The 15,841-nt window shown below is 68.4% G+C and carries 15 protein-coding genes; 7 read left to right on the top strand and 8 right to left on the bottom strand.

What is annotated here, in order from left to right; all coding sequences use genetic code 11:
* Nucleotides 1–96: 96 nt before the first annotated feature.
* The 3 genes from NRB20_RS15030 to NRB20_RS15020 all read left to right on the top strand — a co-directional run bounded on the left by NRB20_RS15030 (nucleotide 97) and on the right by NRB20_RS15020 (nucleotide 3,663).
* On the top strand, nucleotides 97–867 hold the full coding sequence (locus tag NRB20_RS15030) for a deoxyribonuclease IV (RefSeq protein WP_153410679.1): 771 nt from the start codon (nucleotides 97–99) through the stop codon (nucleotides 865–867).
* A 147-nt stretch (nucleotides 868–1,014) separates the two neighbouring features.
* Nucleotides 1,015–1,947, top strand: a complete 933-nt coding sequence (locus tag NRB20_RS15025) for a TauD/TfdA dioxygenase family protein (protein ID WP_153410678.1) — start codon at nucleotides 1,015–1,017, stop codon at nucleotides 1,945–1,947.
* Between the two features lie 498 nt (nucleotides 1,948–2,445).
* The gene (locus NRB20_RS15020) at nucleotides 2,446–3,663 is read left to right on the top strand and encodes a CaiB/BaiF CoA transferase family protein (protein WP_153410677.1); all 1,218 of its coding nucleotides are present in this window, start codon (nucleotides 2,446–2,448) and stop codon (nucleotides 3,661–3,663) included.
* A 541-nt stretch (nucleotides 3,664–4,204) separates the two neighbouring features.
* Here the strand turns inward: NRB20_RS15020 and NRB20_RS15015 are convergent.
* Nucleotides 4,205–4,456 carry a hypothetical protein gene (locus NRB20_RS15015; RefSeq protein ID WP_153410676.1) on the bottom strand — a complete coding sequence of 84 codons (252 nt, stop codon included), beginning with the start codon at nucleotides 4,454–4,456 and terminating at the stop codon, nucleotides 4,205–4,207.
* Nucleotides 4,457–4,736: 280 nt separating this feature from the next.
* On the opposite strand from NRB20_RS15015, the gene NRB20_RS15010 reads away from it, so the two are divergent.
* Nucleotides 4,737–5,261 carry a hypothetical protein gene (locus NRB20_RS15010; RefSeq protein WP_153410675.1) on the top strand — a complete coding sequence of 175 codons (525 nt, stop codon included), beginning with the start codon at nucleotides 4,737–4,739 and terminating at the stop codon, nucleotides 5,259–5,261.
* Nucleotides 5,262–5,289: 28 nt separating this feature from the next.
* Here NRB20_RS15010 and NRB20_RS15005 read toward each other — a convergent pair whose 3' ends face one another.
* Nucleotides 5,290–6,411: an acyl-CoA dehydrogenase family protein gene (locus tag NRB20_RS15005; protein ID WP_153410674.1), complete on the bottom strand. Its 1,122-nt coding sequence runs from the start codon at nucleotides 6,409–6,411 to the stop codon at nucleotides 5,290–5,292.
* 9 nt (nucleotides 6,412–6,420) lie between these two features.
* Nucleotides 6,421–7,593: an acyl-CoA dehydrogenase family protein gene (locus NRB20_RS15000; RefSeq protein ID WP_153410673.1), complete on the bottom strand. Its 1,173-nt coding sequence runs from the start codon at nucleotides 7,591–7,593 to the stop codon at nucleotides 6,421–6,423.
* 222 nt (nucleotides 7,594–7,815) lie between these two features.
* Between NRB20_RS15000 and NRB20_RS14995 the strand changes: the two genes are divergently transcribed.
* Nucleotides 7,816–8,547 carry a hypothetical protein gene (locus tag NRB20_RS14995; protein ID WP_319944936.1) on the top strand — a complete coding sequence of 244 codons (732 nt, stop codon included), beginning with the start codon at nucleotides 7,816–7,818 and terminating at the stop codon, nucleotides 8,545–8,547.
* Nucleotides 8,548–9,007: 460 nt separating this feature from the next.
* Here the strand turns inward: NRB20_RS14995 and NRB20_RS14990 are convergent, their stop codons facing one another.
* Complete coding sequence (locus tag NRB20_RS14990) at nucleotides 9,008–10,795, bottom strand: DEAD/DEAH box helicase (RefSeq protein ID WP_153410672.1); 1,788 nt, start codon at nucleotides 10,793–10,795, stop codon at nucleotides 9,008–9,010.
* 62 nt (nucleotides 10,796–10,857) lie between these two features.
* Between NRB20_RS14990 and NRB20_RS14985 the strand changes: the two genes are divergently transcribed.
* Together NRB20_RS14985 and NRB20_RS14980 are read left to right on the top strand one after the other, a co-directional pair.
* Nucleotides 10,858–11,757 (top strand): carbon-nitrogen hydrolase family protein, encoded by a 900-nt coding sequence (locus NRB20_RS14985; protein WP_153410671.1) that lies wholly within the window; start codon nucleotides 10,858–10,860, stop codon nucleotides 11,755–11,757.
* Between the two features lie 8 nt (nucleotides 11,758–11,765).
* Nucleotides 11,766–12,464 (top strand): phosphoribosyltransferase, encoded by a 699-nt coding sequence (locus NRB20_RS14980; protein ID WP_153410670.1) that lies wholly within the window; start codon nucleotides 11,766–11,768, stop codon nucleotides 12,462–12,464.
* Here NRB20_RS14980 and NRB20_RS14975 read toward each other — a convergent pair.
* Genes NRB20_RS14975 through NRB20_RS14960 form a run of 4 tightly spaced genes read right to left on the bottom strand, consistent with a single transcriptional unit; the run spans nucleotide 12,408 to nucleotide 15,623 of the window.
* On the bottom strand, nucleotides 12,408–13,166 hold the full coding sequence (locus NRB20_RS14975) for an ESX secretion-associated protein EspG (RefSeq protein ID WP_319944935.1): 759 nt from the start codon (nucleotides 13,164–13,166) through the stop codon (nucleotides 12,408–12,410). The genes NRB20_RS14980 and NRB20_RS14975 overlap by 57 nt on opposite strands.
* Nucleotides 13,167–13,208: 42 nt before the next feature.
* Nucleotides 13,209–14,564, bottom strand: a complete 1,356-nt coding sequence (locus NRB20_RS14970; RefSeq protein ID WP_153410669.1) for a WXG100 family type VII secretion target — start codon at nucleotides 14,562–14,564, stop codon at nucleotides 13,209–13,211.
* Nucleotides 14,557–14,967, bottom strand: a complete 411-nt coding sequence (locus NRB20_RS14965; RefSeq protein ID WP_319944934.1) for a hypothetical protein — start codon at nucleotides 14,965–14,967, stop codon at nucleotides 14,557–14,559. Before NRB20_RS14965 ends, NRB20_RS14970 begins: the two co-directional genes overlap by 8 nt.
* A 20-nt stretch (nucleotides 14,968–14,987) precedes the next feature.
* Nucleotides 14,988–15,623, bottom strand: coding sequence for an alpha/beta hydrolase (locus NRB20_RS14960; RefSeq protein ID WP_153410668.1), 636 nt, complete (start codon nucleotides 15,621–15,623; stop codon nucleotides 14,988–14,990).
* Nucleotides 15,624–15,841 lie beyond the last annotated feature (218 nt).

Genomic DNA, 15,841 nt, shown 5'->3' with positions numbered 1-15,841 from the left:
ATCCACACGCCCCGGCGGCGCGAACCCCGCAGCGGCCGCGAGAGCCCGTTCCGCGTCCCGGCGAAACCTGTCGGTGGGTAGCGATACGCTCGCCCCATGCGCATTGGAGCCCACGTCAGGCAGGACAGCGATCCGATCGGCTTCGGCGAGGAGTTGGGGGCCGAGGTCATCCAGATGTTCGTGGTGGATCCGCAGAGTTGGGACAAACCCCAACCGCATCCGCGTACCGAGCAGATCAAGGCCAGCCCGATCGAGGTGGTGGTGCACTCCTCGTATCAGATCAATGTGGCCAGCACCAACAATCGCCTGCGCATGCCCTCACGTCAGGCGGTGGCCCTGCAGGCGCAGGCCGCGGCGGATCTGGGCGCGTTCGGTCTGGTCGTGCACGGCGGGCATGTGCGGTCGGATGCGGAGATCGAGGCCGGAATCACCAACTGGGGCAAGCTGTTCGAGCGCCAGCAGGACAAGGGCGGTTTCGCGGTGCCCATCCTGATCGAGAACACCGCGGGCGGAAATCACGCCATGGCACGGTATTTCGATTCCATCGCCAAGCTGTGGGATGTCGTCGGCGAGCACGGCGCGGGTTTCTGTCTGGACACCTGCCACGCCTGGGCCGGCGGTGAGGAGTTGATCGGCGTCGTGGATCGCATCAAGGCCATCACCGGCCGGATCGACCTGGTCCACCTGAATTCCTCGCGCGACGAATTCGATTCGGGCGCGGACCGGCACGCGAACTTCGCCGAGGGCACCATCGATCCGCAGTTGCTCGCCGAGGTCTGCCGCACGGCCGGTGCGCCGGTCGTATTGGAAACCCCGGCCGAGGGTGTCGCCGACGATCTGGCGTATTTGCGCGAGCATCTCAGCTGAGCCATCCGCGTCCGAGCCATCCGACGTCCGCACCCCGGATCGAGAAGGCTTGCGACCGTTTCGATCCAGCTGACCGCAAATCTGGTTCGGCCGCCCCGCCGGTGATGTGCTGCTCATGCACTACAGATCCGAGCGAAAGGCCTACTCATGTCCGTCGATCACGCAGTAGAAACCAGTACCGCCGTGCAGGTGGTCCAGCTCGGCACCCACATCGGCGCACGTATCGACGGCGTGCGGCTCGGTGGCGACCTGTCCGCACCGGTCGTCGAGGCGATCCGCGCGGCGCTCAACGAGCACAAGGTGATCTTCTTCCGCGGTCAGGACCATCTCACCGAGGACGGCCAGTACGAGTTCGCGGAACTGCTGGGCACCCCGACCACCCCGCACCCGACGGTCACCTCGCGCGGGGTCCGTTCGCTGGCCATCGATTCCGACACCGGCCGGGCCAACAGCTGGCACACCGATGTGACATTCGTGGACCGGGTGCCGAAGGCTTCGATCCTGCGCGCGGTCACCCTGCCCAGCTACGGCGGCTCGACCACCTGGGCCTCCACCGTGGCCGCCTACGAGTCGCTGCCCGACCCGCTCAAGCGGCTGGCGGAGAGCCTGCGCGCGGTGCACACCAACACCTACGACTACGCCGCCGGTCACGGCAAGGAGTCGGATCCGAAGTATCAGTCCTACCGCGACGAATTCGTCTCCACCTACTACGAGACCGAGCACCCGGTGGTGCGCGTGCACCCCGAAACCGGTGAACGCGCGCTGCTGCTGGGACATTTCGTGAAGTACTTCGCGGGCCTGAACTCCGCCGAATCGCAGGCCCTGTTCCGCCTGTTCCAGGACCGGGTGACCCGCCTCGAGCACACCACCCGCTGGAACTGGTCCCTCGGTGACGTCGCCATCTGGGACAACCGTGCCACCCAGCACTACGCCATCGACGACTACTCCGCCGCCGAACACCGCAAGCTCACCCGCATCACCCTCGCGGGCGACATCCCGGTCGGCGTCGACGGCCGCTCCAGCACGGTGATCGCGGGCAACGCCGAGCACTACTCGGTCGTCGAAAAGGTCGCCGCCTGATCCCACCGCCCCGAAAGCCGCAGCCGCGAATCCCCCTCCGCGGCTGCGGCTTTCACCTTCATCGCACGCATCGTGTCGACCTGCCACCGCCCGATGACAGCGCACCTGAGAATTACGACCGCGAATTACCTTCGGCAGCCGCGATTTCCGGTCGATTCACCAACCGCTCGACCCCCTGTTGGAACCGCACTGCGGGATCCCCGCCGATACCGTCCATTCCAGCCGCCACGATCGTGCCGATCCGGCCGATGCGAGACCCGGCGTGGTCGTGGCCGATCGCCTCGTGGAGCGCCGCGGCGTGGACACGCCCAATGTCGCGTCGGGGTGCCCGCGCCGGACGGCACCACGCGCGAGGTCGAGGTGTTCTCACACAGAGCATGGGCAGAGTGCTCGTGGGCGCACCGCGGTCTGTGCTGCTGCCGCCGACAGTACTGCGCTCGATTCCGGATCGGCAGCGCGAGCGAGGGGGTTCGCACCCGGACTGGTTGAATCGGTTTCATGGAGATTCGGCCGCTGGACGGAGTGCGGGTTCTGGAGCTGGGCAATTACATCGCGGCGCCGACCGCGGGGCGGATCCTCGGGGATTTCGGGGCCGAGGTGATCAAGGTCGAGCGGCCGAAAACCGGTGACGAGCTACGTAATTGGCGGTTGTACGGCGGGGACACCTCGATGCTGTACCGGACGGTGAACCGGAACAAGAAGTCCATCACGCTGGATCTGCGGTCCGAGGCGGGCCGGGCGATCGTGCTGGATCTGGTCTCCCGCTGCGATGTGCTGCTGGAGAATTTCCGTCCCGGCATGCTGGAGAAGTGGGGGTTGGGGCCGCGGGAGTTGAACGCGGCCAATCCGGATCTGATCATCACCCGCATCTCCGCCTACGGTCAGACCGGGCCGATGTCCCAGCGCCCCGGTTTCGCGGCGGTCGCCGAGGCCGTCGGCGGGCTGCGCGAACTGGTCGGCGATCCGGACCGGCCGCCGGTGCGGGTGGGTGTGTCCATCGGCGATTCGATCGCTGGCATCTACGCGGCCTTCGGCACCGTGATGGCGTTGTTCCAGCGCGAACGCTCGACCGGCGCGACGCCGATTCCGTTGCCGCACCGCATGATCGACGTCGCGCTGAACGAATCCATCCTGTCGGTGATGGAATCCCTCGTCCCGGACTACTACGCCTACGGCATCGCCCGCGAACGCGTCGGCGGCCGGATGGAGGGCATCGCCCCCAGCAACGCCTACCCCTGCTCGGACGGCTTCAGCATCATCATCGGCGGCAACGGCGACGCCATCTTCCAGCGCTACATGCAGGTCATCGACCGCCCCGACCTGGCCGCCGATCCGGAACTGGCCGACAACGCCGGTCGCTGGCAGCACCGCGAACGCCTCGACGCCGCCATCGCCGACTGGACCCGCACCCACACCCGCGACGAGGCACTGGCCATCCTGGAGAACGCCGGCATCCCGTCCGGCCCGATCTACACCGCAGCCGACATCACCACCGACGCACAGTACCTGTCCCGCAACATGATTCAGCATTTCCCGGTGGATGTCGGCGAACCCGAGCCGAAGCAGGTGGGCTTCCCCGGCATCGTCCCCGTCATCGGCGACACCTCGCTCCCCATCCGCAACGTCGGCCCCGACCTGGGCGAACACACCCACGAGGTGCTGTCCGACCTACTCGGCATGTCCGACGAGCAGATCCGCACCTTGACGACGGACTGACCCCCGCTCGTCCCGGACGGGCGGCAGGCCTGTCCGGACAGTTCGACCCGCTCGGGGCGCATAAGCCCACTCGGGCATATCGTCTCGCTCCAGACGAACGGCCCACTCCGGCAAGGCGACTCGCGCCAAGCGAACGGTCCACTCGGACAAGCTAACTCGCCTCAGGCGAACGGCGTACTCAGGCAGGCTGAGCCGCACAGTGAGGCCGTCGAGGATGCAGCCGAGGGGCCATTCCACCGGTTCAGCGGGACGCACGCCGGTGCGCCCCTGGAACCAGCGGGCGAAGGCCGGGTAACGCCCCTCGGCGAGCACGGGTTCCACGATAGGTCGGGCGGCAGACTACGAATCCACGACCGAGGCACCGAACATCCCGCTCACCACGGGAATCACCGTGTGCCGCAACGAATCACCGAGGGCACCGGACAGGACCGCCGGACCCGCACGAGGCCCGCGGCCCACTCGAATCACACCCCGACCGGAGCCGGGCGCGTAATTCCTTACCGCCCAGCGGATTTCCGCGGGCGTCGGGGGATCTGCGCGTTCAGGCCGTGCCGTGCGCGTCGGCCCGGAGCTTCAACAGCACCAAACCTGCGGTGCTGGCGAGGATCAGGCCCGCGACGGTGACCAGGACGCGTAGATCGACAATGCCCATCACGGCTCCCACCATGCCGCCTGCGAAGATCACCCAGGCCACGAGGCGAGAAACGATTGCCCAGACGGGGCGCACGGATTCGGCTGCGGCCGAATCGCTCTGGGTCGCCGCGCCCAGGGGGGTCGTCGAGAAAGCTCCCATCACCACTCCTCGATGACGCCGCCGGAGCCGTGAATCTCACGGCTTCCCCCGGCATATTGAAGGCGTCTGACGTGTAACTTTGCCCACACGCTACGGCTCCGTTGCCAAATCTCCACCCGACACGCGCGTGACACGCCGAAGTTATCAATTCGTTATCTGAACCAAAGCTGTTTGACAAAACGGGTCGGTATCTTGTCGACCGGCACACTCATCTGGTCCCACCCCCTGCGCTCGGATAATGTGAGGCCGACTCGGGAAAAGTTTGAGGAGCTAGTCACCAATGCACGGCAGCAAGGCGGAGTCGGGGGATAACGCCGAGGACATCCCACACCGCCTGACCGCCAAGGTGGCAGGCCCGGCAATCGCGGCGGGCGCAATCTCGTTGGGGCTGGTGCTGATCGGGGCCTGCGGCCTCGGCCAGCACGACGTGTACGTCGCCCCGCCGCCGATCAGCGCGGACGGACACGTCGCCACCGGCACCCGCGCGGCGAATTCGGCCTCCCCGACCTACGTCGTGGTGATCCCACCCTCGCCGTCCTGGCACATCGCGGCCAAGACCACGCCCCGGCACACCTCCACCACCTCGCCGTTCCCGTCCCATCCGGGCGACACCCCGACCTCGGACCCGTTCGCGACGACGACCACGGACCCGTTCGACGAGCAGAGTTTCGACACCCCCACCTACACCACGCCGCCGACGAGCACCACCGACCCGTTCGACGAGCAGGACACCACGACCACCGAGGTGACGACCGAACCGCGTTCCCCCCACCACCGGCTGCCGTCCGAGGAGGGCGACAACTGAGGCGCGGGCGGCCGTCACCGCGGTCGTATTACAGCTCGACCAGGTCGTATTCGCCGAGACGATCGGTCAGCACCCGCAGATGTTCGAAGCCGCCGCCGAAGGTGTGCTCGATGGCGGTGAGCCGCGCGGTGTAGTGGCTGACCGGGTATTCGGTGGTGATGCCGATGCCGCCGTGCATCTGGATCGCCTCCTGCCCGATGTGCCGGGCCGAGCGGCCGACCTGCAAACGTGCCCGCGAGGCCACGGCCGGATCGGGTTCGCACTCGGTGAGCGAGGCGGTCGCGTACACGCTCATGCTGCGCGCCAGTTCCAGCGAGACGTACATGTTCGCCGCGCGCTGGGTGAGCGTCTGGAACTTCGACAGCGTGACCCCGAACTGCTTGCGGGTCTTCAGATATTCGGTGGTCAACCGCAACGCCTCGGCCATCGCCCCGACCGACTCCGCGCATAGGCTCGCCTGCGCCTCGGCGATCTGCGCCGCGATCGCCCCCGACACGTCGGCGGCCTCGCCGAGCAATTCGGCTGCCGCACCGTCGAATTCGATCTGCGCGCCACGCTGCCCGTCGAAGGTGCGGTACGGCGTGCGGGTCACGACATCGGCGCTGACCAGGAACAACCCGACACCGCCACCCGGCAGCGTCGCGCTGACGACCAGCAGATCGGCGCAATCACCGTGCGGCACCGGATTCTTCACACCCGTGATCCGGTAGCCGTCCCCGTCGGTGGTCGCGGTGACCGCCGAACCGGTTGCGGGCCAGCGGGTTCCGGGCTCGTCGTGGGCGAAGGCGAGCAGTGTCGAGCCGGAGACGACCTCGGGCAACACCCGGGCACGCTGCTGCGCGGTACCCACCCGGGCGATCAACCCGCCGGGCAGCAGCACCGCGTCCAGCAGCGGTTCGGGCGCGAGCCGACGGCCGATCTCCTCCATGACCACCATGGTCTCCACCGGACCGGCGCCGACGCCGCCGTCCTCCTCGCTGAAACTCAGTCCCAGCACACCCAATTCGGCCAGCTGACCCCACACGTCGCGGTTCCAGCCCAGTTCGGTGTCGATCACCTTCAACCGGGACTCCGGGTCGTAGCTGCGGGCCAGCAGATCGCGGACGGTGTCGCGCAGCATGCCCTGTTCATCGGTGAGTTCGAAATCCATGGCTGCGCCTCACAATCCGAGGATGGTGGAGGCGATGATGGTGCGTTGCACCTCGCTCGATCCTCCGTAGATGGTGGTCTTGCGGAAGTTCAGGTATCCGGGACCGCTGCGCTGCGCCCAATCGGGCGAGGCGATGGCCTCGGCGTTCACCGGCAGGGCGTCCGGGCCCGCGATGTCCAGCAGCAGCTCGGTCGCGGCCTGCTGCAATTCCGAACCACGCAGTTTCAGGACCGAGGACACCGGATTCGGTTTGCCCTCGGCGGAATTGGCCACCACGCGCAACAGCGTGAGTTCCAGGGCCAGCAGTTCGTTCTCCAACTCGGCCACCCGCGCGCCGAACACCGGATCCTGCAGCAGCGTGCCCGCACCGAGCTTCGTCTGCGCCGCGTACTCCTTAGCGACCGCCAGCTTGACCTTGGTGCGGCCGACGCCGGTGATACCGGTGCGCTCGTTGCCGAGCAGGAACTTCGCGTAGGTCCAGCCCATGTTCTCCTCGCCGACCAGCTGATCGGCGGGCACCCGGACGTTCTCGAAGAAGACCTCGTTGACCTCGTGATGGCCGTCGATCAGCTTGATCGGGCGGATCGTCACGCCGGGGGTGTTCACGTCGAACAGCAGCATCGAGATACCGGCCTGCTTCTTGGGCGCATCGGGATTCGTGCGCACCAGACAGAAGATCCAGTCGGCGTACTGGGCCAGCGTGGTCCAGATCTTCTGGCCGTTGACGATGTAGGAATCGCCGTCGCGCACCGCGGTGGTGCGCAGCGAGGCCAGGTCCGAACCGGCGTCGGGCTCGGAGAAGCCCTGGCACCACCAGATGTCGAGGGCCGCGGTCGGCGGCAGGAAGCGCTCCTTGAGTTCGGGCGAACCGAACTGGGCGATCACCGGGCCGATCATGTTGGCGTTGAAGGTCAGCGGCTCGGGCACGCAGGCCAGCTGCATCTCGTCTTCCCAGATGTGACGCTGCAGCGGCGTCCAGTCCTTGCCACCCCATTCGGCGGGCCAGTTCGGCACCGCGAGACCGTTCGCGTGCAGGGTCTTGTGCGCGGTCACGATGTCGTCGCGGGAGAGTTCCCGGCCGTATTTCACCTTGTCCCGGATCTCGGCCGGAATCTCGGACCGGTAGAACTTACGCAGTTCGTCCCGGAAGGCCACCGCATCGGGTGCCAGAGCAAGTTTCATGGGCGTCTCCCACCATGTCGGATTTCCGGACTCAAACCTACTCCCCGGTAAACCGGAGCTGTCGGATGGATCACACCAGCGTATTCGCCATGACCGGCCGGGCGTGTCCGGTCCACCGCACTCGACCGGCCGTCAGCTGGTAGGTTGCCCCGGAAGAGGATGCGGCCGCCCGTCGGCGGCCGGTCCCGTCGAGGTCGGGATGCACGACAAGGAGTACGACGAGTGAACGGCAGGATCTTCGCGCGTCTGGCCGCGCTGGCGGCATGCGTCGGTATCGGGACGGCGACCGTATTCGGTACCGCCGCCGCCGCGCCGAGCGCGACCGACACCGCGATCGATCACCTCACCGCGACCGCAGGCAAGGACGCCGCGGCGAAGAACGCGGTGAGCAAGCTGGCCAAGTCCGCACACCTGCTGACCGCCGCCAAACTCGATCACATCGCGGGCGCGTTCCAGCCGTTCTGGTTCTCCTCCCCCACCTTCGGCTGCCCCGGCAACCCGGTCACCATGACGGTGAGTTCGGGCGTCGCGGGATCCAACGGCGTCGACAACGGCCTGCACGGCGGCTACGGCACGCTGCGTTTCCAGGCCACCACCGCCACCCCCGGCTACGCGACCAGTTCGGGCCTGAACGTCGCGTGGCTCAACACCGGCAACGGCCGCAGCGGCGTCGCCCCGCTGAACGATATGACCCAGTACCGCCTGCCCGGCCTGTCCAAGACGGTCACCACCGGCCCGGGCACCGTGGTCGCCGCCATCTGGGGCACCATCGGCTACCCCGGCGGCACCTGCGTCATCGCCCCCACCGTCGGCGCGTTCACCGTCTACAACGCCCCGGCCCCCAACTTCAACGCGCCCATCCCGGACCCCGCCACCCCAGCGAGCCCGGCTCCGAAGGCCCCGAGCCAGGCCGTCCCCGGCGGCATCCCCTCGGGCCCCCACAGCGCCCGCTAGTCTGCGGCACCCCCACCAGCAACCACGCTCCACAACCGCCGCCCGAGGCACAAAACCTCGGGCGGCGCGACGGCATATTTCGCAAGCACAACAAAGCGACGGCTTTTCACGAACACAACAAGCCGACGGCCGATTTCACGAACACAACAAGCCGACGGCCGATTTCGCGAGCACAACAAAGCGACGGCTGATTTCGTGAGCACGACAAGCCAACGGCTGATTTCGTGAGCACGACAAGCCAACGGCTGATTTCGCGAGCACGACAAGCCAACGGCTGATTTCGTGAGCACGACAAGCCAACGGCTGGTTTCGTGAGCACGACAAGGCGACGGCTGATTTCGCGAGTACATGGGTAACTTCTGGGGCACGCCCGGAAGCCGACCCACTACTCACCGTCGGCCCGAAGCCCAACTCTCGCGGCACTCACGACACGCTGAGGCGCGGGGAGGCGGTCAAGCGCTCAAGCGCGCGGCTTGCGGCGGTCGAAACGCTTGGGTTCGCGACGCGGGCCGCGGGTCAGCGGACGCTGTCCGGGCGGGCCCTGATCGAGCTGGAGCTGGATGAGCACACCGCTGATCCTGGTGCGGCGCAACGCTTCCAGGGTCTCGGGCGGCAGATCGGCCGGGAGCTCGACGAGGCTGTGATCAGGCCGGATGCTGATATGCCCGAAGTCGCTGCGGCGCAGGCCGCCCTCGTTGGCGATGGCCCCGACGATCGCTCCGGGCACCACGCGATGCCGCTTACCGACGGCGATCCGGTACGTCACCATGTCCGCGCCGGTGGCGCGATTCTTGCTCGGCCCGGCCGGACGACGCTCCTCGCGTTCGTCGAACTTGCGCGGAACCCGTTCGCGCCGTTGCTTTTCCGGCTCCGGCTCGGGCTCCATGAAGAAGTTGTCGCCGTCGTTCGAACCGACCGCGAGCGCTGCGGCGATATCGACCAGCGGGATGTTGTGCTCGGCCTCGTAATCCTCGATCAGCTTGCGGAACAGCGCCAGATTGTCCGCGGACAGATTCTCGGTGATGGCGTCGTGGAATTTCACCACCCGCTGCGCGTTCACATCGTCCACGCTGGGCAGCTGCATCTCGGTCAGCGGCTGGCGGGTGGCGCGCTCGATCGCGTCGAGCAGGCGGCGTTCGCGCGGCGCGACGAACAGCAGCGCCTCACCGGTACGACCGGCGCGGCCGGTACGGCCGATGCGGTGCACATAGGACTCGGTGTCGTGCGGGATGTCGTAGTTGAGCACGTGCGAGATGCGATCCACGTCCAGCCCGCGCGCGGCCACATCGGTGGCGACCAGGATGTCCACCGCACCGGATTTGAGCTGTCCGATGGTGCGTTCGCGCTGGTTCTGCGCGATATCGCCGTTGATCGCGGCCGCGGAGTAACCCCGCGAACGCAACTTCTCGGCCAGCTCCTCGGTGGCCTGCTTGGTGCGCACGAAGATGATCATCGCCTCGAAGGACTCGACCTCGAGGATCCGCGTCAACGCATCGAGTTTGCGCTGGTAGGACACGTGCACCCAGCGCTGGGTGATATTGCTGGCCGTCGCGGTCTTGGCCTTGACGGTGATCTCGACCGGATCGTGCAGGTACTGCTTGGAGATCTTGCGGATCACCGACGGCATGGTCGCGGAGAACAGCGCGACCTGCTTCTCGGCGGGCGTATCGCGCAGGATGCGCTCCACGTCCTCCTGGAAGCCCATCTTCAGCATCTCGTCGGCCTCGTCGAGCACCAGATACTGCAACTGCGACAGATCCAGCGTGCCGCGTTCGAGGTGATCGATGACCCGGCCCGGCGTGCCGACGACGACCTGCGCGCCCCGCCGCAGCCCCGACAGCTGCACCGCGTAGTTCTGACCGCCGTAGATCGGCAGCACGTGCACACCCGGCAGATGCGCGGAGTACTTACCGAACGCCTCCGCCACCTGGATCGCCAGCTCACGGGTCGGCGCGAGCACCAGCGCGCGCGGGCTCTTGGACGGACGACCCTCCGCGTTGGCCAGACCCATCAGGATCGGGATCGCGAAGGCTGCGGTCTTACCGGTACCCGTCTGCGCCAGGCCCACCACATCGGCCCCCGCGATCAGCGGGGGAATCGTGGCGGCCTGGATCGGCGACGGCGACTCGTAGCCGACATCGGCGATGGCCGTCAGAATGCGGTCATCGATACCGAGATCGGCGAAGGACGGGTCGGCGGCGTCCCTCTCGTCGGACCGGGAATCGCTGTCGACCTCTGAGGTATTCATTGACCAGCAGTTTACTGCGTGCTGGTGGTCACCCCGACCATCGGCCCAATACGGTGAGACGTATGCAACCGCAGCAGCCGTCCGCGCCGCCCGTCACCGTGACCGCCGAAGCGTCCGCCGCGCGACCGACCAGCAGCTCCGATGCCTCGCCACCGGCGCGGGCACTCGACGTCGCGGTGGTGCAGTTCGACCCGTACACCGACAAGGACGCCAATCTGGACATGCTGCGCGAACACGTGCGCGCGGCCGCCGCGCGCGGTGCGCGGGTCGTGGTCGCCCCGGAGTATTCGATGTACGCGGTGACGCGGCTGGATCAGCGCGTCATCGAGGCCGCCGAACCGCTCACCGGACGCTACGTCACCGGACTGCGCGGGCTGGCCGCCGAATTCGGGGTGCATCTGGTCGCGGGCGTGGTCGAGGCAGACGTAGCGTCCGGCCGGGTCTACAACACCCTGGTCACCGCCGGCCCCGACGCCGAGTTCGCGGCCGTCTACCGCAAGGTGCACCTCTACGACGCGTTCGGCTTCCGTGAATCGGACATCGTGCTGCCGGGCCCGATCACCGAACCCGCGACCTTCACCGCCGACGGTGTGGTCTTCGGCCTGCAAACCTGTTTCGATCTGCGTTTCCCGGAGGGTTTCCGACGCCTGGCCGCGGCCGGTGCGCAGGTGTTACTCCTTCCCGCGCAATGGATTCCGGGCCCGGACAAGGTCGAGCAGTGGTCCACGCTGCTGCGGGCGCGCGCCATCGAGAACACCGCCTACGTCGCGGCCGCCGACCATGCCGCGCCACGGGGTGCGGGCTGGTCGATGATCGTCGATCCGACCGGCATGGTGCTCGCCGAACTCGGCGAGAGTCCCGGCATCGCCACCGCCCGTGTCGAACCCGAGCACCTGGCGCGGGTGCGCACCACGAACCCCAGCCTGAACCTGCGGCGATTCGGCGTCGGCGAACTAGACTGACGTACACCATGATCTATCCCGATCGGATCGCCGCCGGTCGCTCGCTGGGTGGGTCGCTGATGCACCTGCGAGCGGCGGATCCGCTGGTGCTGGGACTGCCCCGGGGCGGGGTCCCGGTCGCTGCGGGCGTCTGCGCGGTGATCGGTGGCCGGATCGATATTCTGCTGGTCCGCAAGCTCGGGGTGCCGTGGCAGCCGGAGCTGGCGATGGGCGCGATCGGGGAGGGCGGGGCTCGGGTCGTCAACGAGGACGTCATCCGCCAGACCGGCGTCACCCCCGCCGAACTGGCCGCCGTCGAGGATCACGAACGCACGGAACTCGCACGGCGACAACAGGTCCTGCGCGGCGGAGCGCCGCGCGTCCCGCTCACCGACCGCTGCGTGGTGATCGTGGACGACGGGATGGCCACGGGCGCCACGGTCGCGGTGGCCTGTCAGGTCGCCGAGATCTGCGCGCCGCGCCGGCTCACCGTCGCGGTGCCGGTCTCCTCGGTCGAGGCGCTGCGCCGGGTGGACGCGCTGGCCGACGAACTCGTGTGCCCGCTGGTCCCGCGGGTGCTGGGCGGCGTCGGCGGGGCGTACCGGGACTTCCACCAGCTCTCCGACGACGAGGTCGTCGAACTGCTGCGCACCTCCGCTGCGCCGGGCGGATCACCAGGCGGCGGCCTCGGCGACGATCCGTTCGGCCGCGGTGAGCATCGGGCGTAGCGCGGCGGTGAACGCCTCCGCGGTCACCGGGGTGATGTCGACCTCTTTGCGGGTGTGCACGGTGTAGCGGCCGTCCCCGGCGACGTCGATCCAGCACAGCACGCCCAGCGGACGCATCTCACCGTTGCCGCGCAGCGCCGAGACGATGATCTGCCCGATCCCGTCGCGCGGCTGTTTGAGCAGACGCCGCATGCGGGCCGGGGCGGACGGGCCCGAGATCGGCACGGTGACCAGATCGCGGCTGTCCTCCCGGACGCGGCCCACCGGGGCGCTGTACTGCGGCCCACGGCCCGGGGCACACTCGGGGAGCATCGAGATCAGCCGGGGCGCAAGGGATTTCGCATTACCGACGAACAGTCGCACATCCGAGCCGCGATCGGGCGTGACACCGGCGCGCTGGGCGGCGACCACGGTGATGTGCCCCGAACCCGCACCGAGTACCCGCACCGGTGGCGCGTCCGCACCCGGTCCCTGCCGACCGAAGACCTCCACCCGCACGGTGGGGCGGGCCAGCACCCGCAACGCCGCTTCCAGATCGGGATCCAGTGTGCGCGAACACCATTCGTTCAACTCGGGGAGTTGGGCGGCACGTTCGTCGCTGTCGCGTGCGGACAGACGGACGGCGAGCGGATACGGGATCCGGTCGCCGTCGGTGCGCTCCCAGGCCAGCGCGAACTGGTCGGGGGTGAGCGTCCATTTCACCGCAGACGGCCCACCACACGCTCGAAGGTCATCCCCACCGGCTCACTCCTCGTCGTCATCGTCACCCACCCATTCGCCCACGACCGGCGGCGTCGTCGGATCCAGCTTTCCGACCAGCTGAGTTTCGGGCTCAGCGGGCTCGAGGAAGGTCGGATCGTCGAAGTCGGGGTCGTAGTCCTGATCCTCTTCGTATTCCTCGTACTCGTCCTCCGCCGGACGTCGCGGCGGCAGCGGCACGGTATTGGCCGGCCGGGTCGCATCGCCCACGGCGAAGGCGCCGCCCGCGAGTCCGCCGACGATTCCCGCACCCATTCCGGAGGAGACGTCCGCGCCACCATTGCCACTGGACGCGTCGGCCTGATCCTTGTGCTTGCCGTCGCCGTCGGTGCTCTGCGTCTTCGTCGACGTGTCCTGCGGTTTCGCCGAGGCGCTCGACGGCTTCACCGCCGCCACCACGGGCGTCGCCGGAGCCACCGGGACGGCCCGATCGACCTGCGGCGCAACGGTATTCACCGGAGCCGCGGCGGCCGCGGACTGCACCGACGCGGGCGCGGTCGAGGTGACCGACGCGGGCGTCGTCGCCGCGACCGGCGGCGCGGACGTGGAACTGGTCACCGACGCCGGAGTCACCGGGGCGGCGGCATCGGCGCGGGACTGATCCGGCTTCGCGGTCTGCGGCTGGGTCGGCTGGTGGATGCTGGTATCCGACGGTGTGTCGGCGAGTTTCGAGCTCGGCGCGTGCGTCGTGCTGGGGCTCGCGGTGTCCACGCTGGTGCCCGGGGCGGCCACACCGGGCTGCACCGTGGGCTGCTGCTGAGTCGGGTACATGCCGCCGACCGGGAAGCCCGGCACGTTCTGGCCGGTCGGGATGAAGGCCCCGACGTAGACCGAATTCATCACCCGCACGATGTCCAGGCGGAGGTTCTCGGCCGTCTTCTGCGTTTCGGCGTTGACCGCGGCGTGTTTGGGATCCAGCAGTGCCGCATCGAGATCCGGGGTGATCGACACCGGATGCGAGACCGAGGCCCGCAGCGTCTCGGCTGCGTCATTGGCCTGTCCGAGACGTCGCCCCACATCGGACATCACGTCGGCCAGATTCTGTCCCAGTGATTCGAACGCCTGCACGGCGTTCGCGGCCAGCTGTGCCGCACTGCCGCGCCAGCCGTCGGCGATGGCGCCGCGGATCTCCGCGTGCGCCTGCTGCACCGCGTCGCTCAGCGCGCTGCCCGACTGCTGCCAGGTCTGGTGGCCCGAGGTGAGCACCTCCGGCTTCAGCGCCATCACGCCGCGGTAGATCTCGTCGTAGGTGAGGTGGTCGAAGACCTCGACGTTCGGCGCGTAATCCGGGTCGGGGTGGGTGGTTTCGATCGTGGTGCCGTTGCCGCTGAGCTTATGCATGTCCGGCCACCACCGCGCCGTTGTCGACCTTGCCCAGGGCGGCGGCGATATCGGCGTCGTGCTGGGTGTACGCCTTGCCCGCGATGCGCAGCGTCTGCGCGAGCTGGCGGGCCGCGTCGGCGTACTGCCGCAGATGTTCCAGGGCGTCGGTGGCCTTGCCCTCGAAGCCGCGTCGCAGCGAACCGCCGGATTCGAAGCCGCCGAAGCCGGGCAGCGAGGTGGCCGCGTGCAGGACCTGCATCTGCTTCTCCACCTGCTCGGCCAGCGCCTCGTAGCGACTCGCGCACCGTTCGTGGACGCCGTCGGTGACCAGCACACCGTCCATCCACAGATCGCCGTCGTCGACCGCCTGGGTCAGGGCTGCCACATCACTGTGCAGGTCCCCGGTTTCCTGTGATTGCACCCGGTCCCCCTTTCTCGACCTCACTCCACGGGCGTACGCACCGCACCGGTGACCACACCCTGTATCCACTCCGCGATGTCGGCGGTGACTCGCGGGTGAACCGGTTCGTGGAGCAAATCGTGCCCGGCATCGGCGTACTCACGCAACCCTACAGATTGTTGACGCCCGGTCCAGTCGCGAATCGGATCGATGGGTGCGCGCCGATCGTCGACGCCGTGCAGGGCCAGCACCGGTAGTCGTTCGGGCACAAGCGCATCGGCGGTCGCCGCGCGCGACGGGGTGCCGGTGAGGACGAGCCCCGCGCAGTCCGGCAGCGCGGAGAACGCGGCCAGCGCGGTGGCCGCGCCGAGGGAGTGTCCGGCCATGAGCAGCGGCGCCTCGGGCAGTTCGCGACGGATCAGGGCGGCCAGCAGTCGGGCGTCGGTGGCGAGCTCGCCGAGCGAGCCGGGGGCGGTCGGATCGCCCTCGCTCAAACCCTGCCCGGACGTGTCCAGGCCCCACACCTCGATCCGCCGCGCGCCCAGTGCGCGGGCGAATCGGTGGTAGTGCCCGGTGTGCTGCCCCGAACCGGGCAGCCATTCCAGTACGGCCAGCGGTTGCCGCACCGGCCAGCGTCGATAGTGCAGCCGCCCGCGCGCGCCCTCGAAAAACGGCATGCCGCAATCCTTTCACCGCCCCCGCTCGCCCGCGCCGCACCCCCTGCACCTGTGGTAACCCCACCTGACCACCGGCGATCGCCCGCGTCCCATACACTCGGACCCGGGGCTGCCGTCACGCGGGGGTACGGCCGGTCCCCTCGGCTGGCTGCGTTTCACTTCACGTGACGACACGCACCGCGTACGCCACGCCGTGCGACCTCGAATGATTACGCTGT

Source organism: Nocardia macrotermitis, from assembly GCF_009604405.1.
GTDB lineage: Bacteria > Actinomycetota > Actinomycetes > Mycobacteriales > Mycobacteriaceae > Nocardia > Nocardia macrotermitis.
This window is presented reverse-complemented; position numbering and strand designations above follow the sequence as displayed.

Excerpts from the sequence above, each read along its gene's own strand:
- NRB20_RS14985 (WP_153410671.1), top strand. The coding sequence starts at position 10,858 with ATGCAACCGCAGCAGCCGTCCGCGCCGCCCGTCACCGTGACCGCCGAA.
- NRB20_RS14990 (WP_153410672.1), bottom strand. The coding sequence starts at position 10,795 with ATGAATACCTCAGAGGTCGACAGCGATTCCCGGTCCGACGAGAGGGAC.
- NRB20_RS15030 (WP_153410679.1), top strand. The coding sequence starts at position 97 with ATGCGCATTGGAGCCCACGTCAGGCAGGACAGCGATCCGATCGGCTTC.
- NRB20_RS15015 (WP_153410676.1), bottom strand. The coding sequence starts at position 4,456 with ATGGGAGCTTTCTCGACGACCCCCCTGGGCGCGGCGACCCAGAGCGAT.
- NRB20_RS14960 (WP_153410668.1), bottom strand. The coding sequence starts at position 15,623 with ATGCCGTTTTTCGAGGGCGCGCGCGGGCGGCTGCACTATCGACGCTGG.
- NRB20_RS15000 (WP_153410673.1), bottom strand. The coding sequence starts at position 7,593 with ATGAAACTTGCTCTGGCACCCGATGCGGTGGCCTTCCGGGACGAACTG.
- NRB20_RS15005 (WP_153410674.1), bottom strand. The coding sequence starts at position 6,411 with ATGGATTTCGAACTCACCGATGAACAGGGCATGCTGCGCGACACCGTC.
- NRB20_RS15025 (WP_153410678.1), top strand. The coding sequence starts at position 1,015 with ATGTCCGTCGATCACGCAGTAGAAACCAGTACCGCCGTGCAGGTGGTC.
- NRB20_RS14980 (WP_153410670.1), top strand. The coding sequence starts at position 11,766 with ATGATCTATCCCGATCGGATCGCCGCCGGTCGCTCGCTGGGTGGGTCG.
- NRB20_RS15010 (WP_153410675.1), top strand. The coding sequence starts at position 4,737 with ATGCACGGCAGCAAGGCGGAGTCGGGGGATAACGCCGAGGACATCCCA.
- NRB20_RS14970 (WP_153410669.1), bottom strand. The coding sequence starts at position 14,564 with ATGCATAAGCTCAGCGGCAACGGCACCACGATCGAAACCACCCACCCC.
- NRB20_RS15020 (WP_153410677.1), top strand. The coding sequence starts at position 2,446 with ATGGAGATTCGGCCGCTGGACGGAGTGCGGGTTCTGGAGCTGGGCAAT.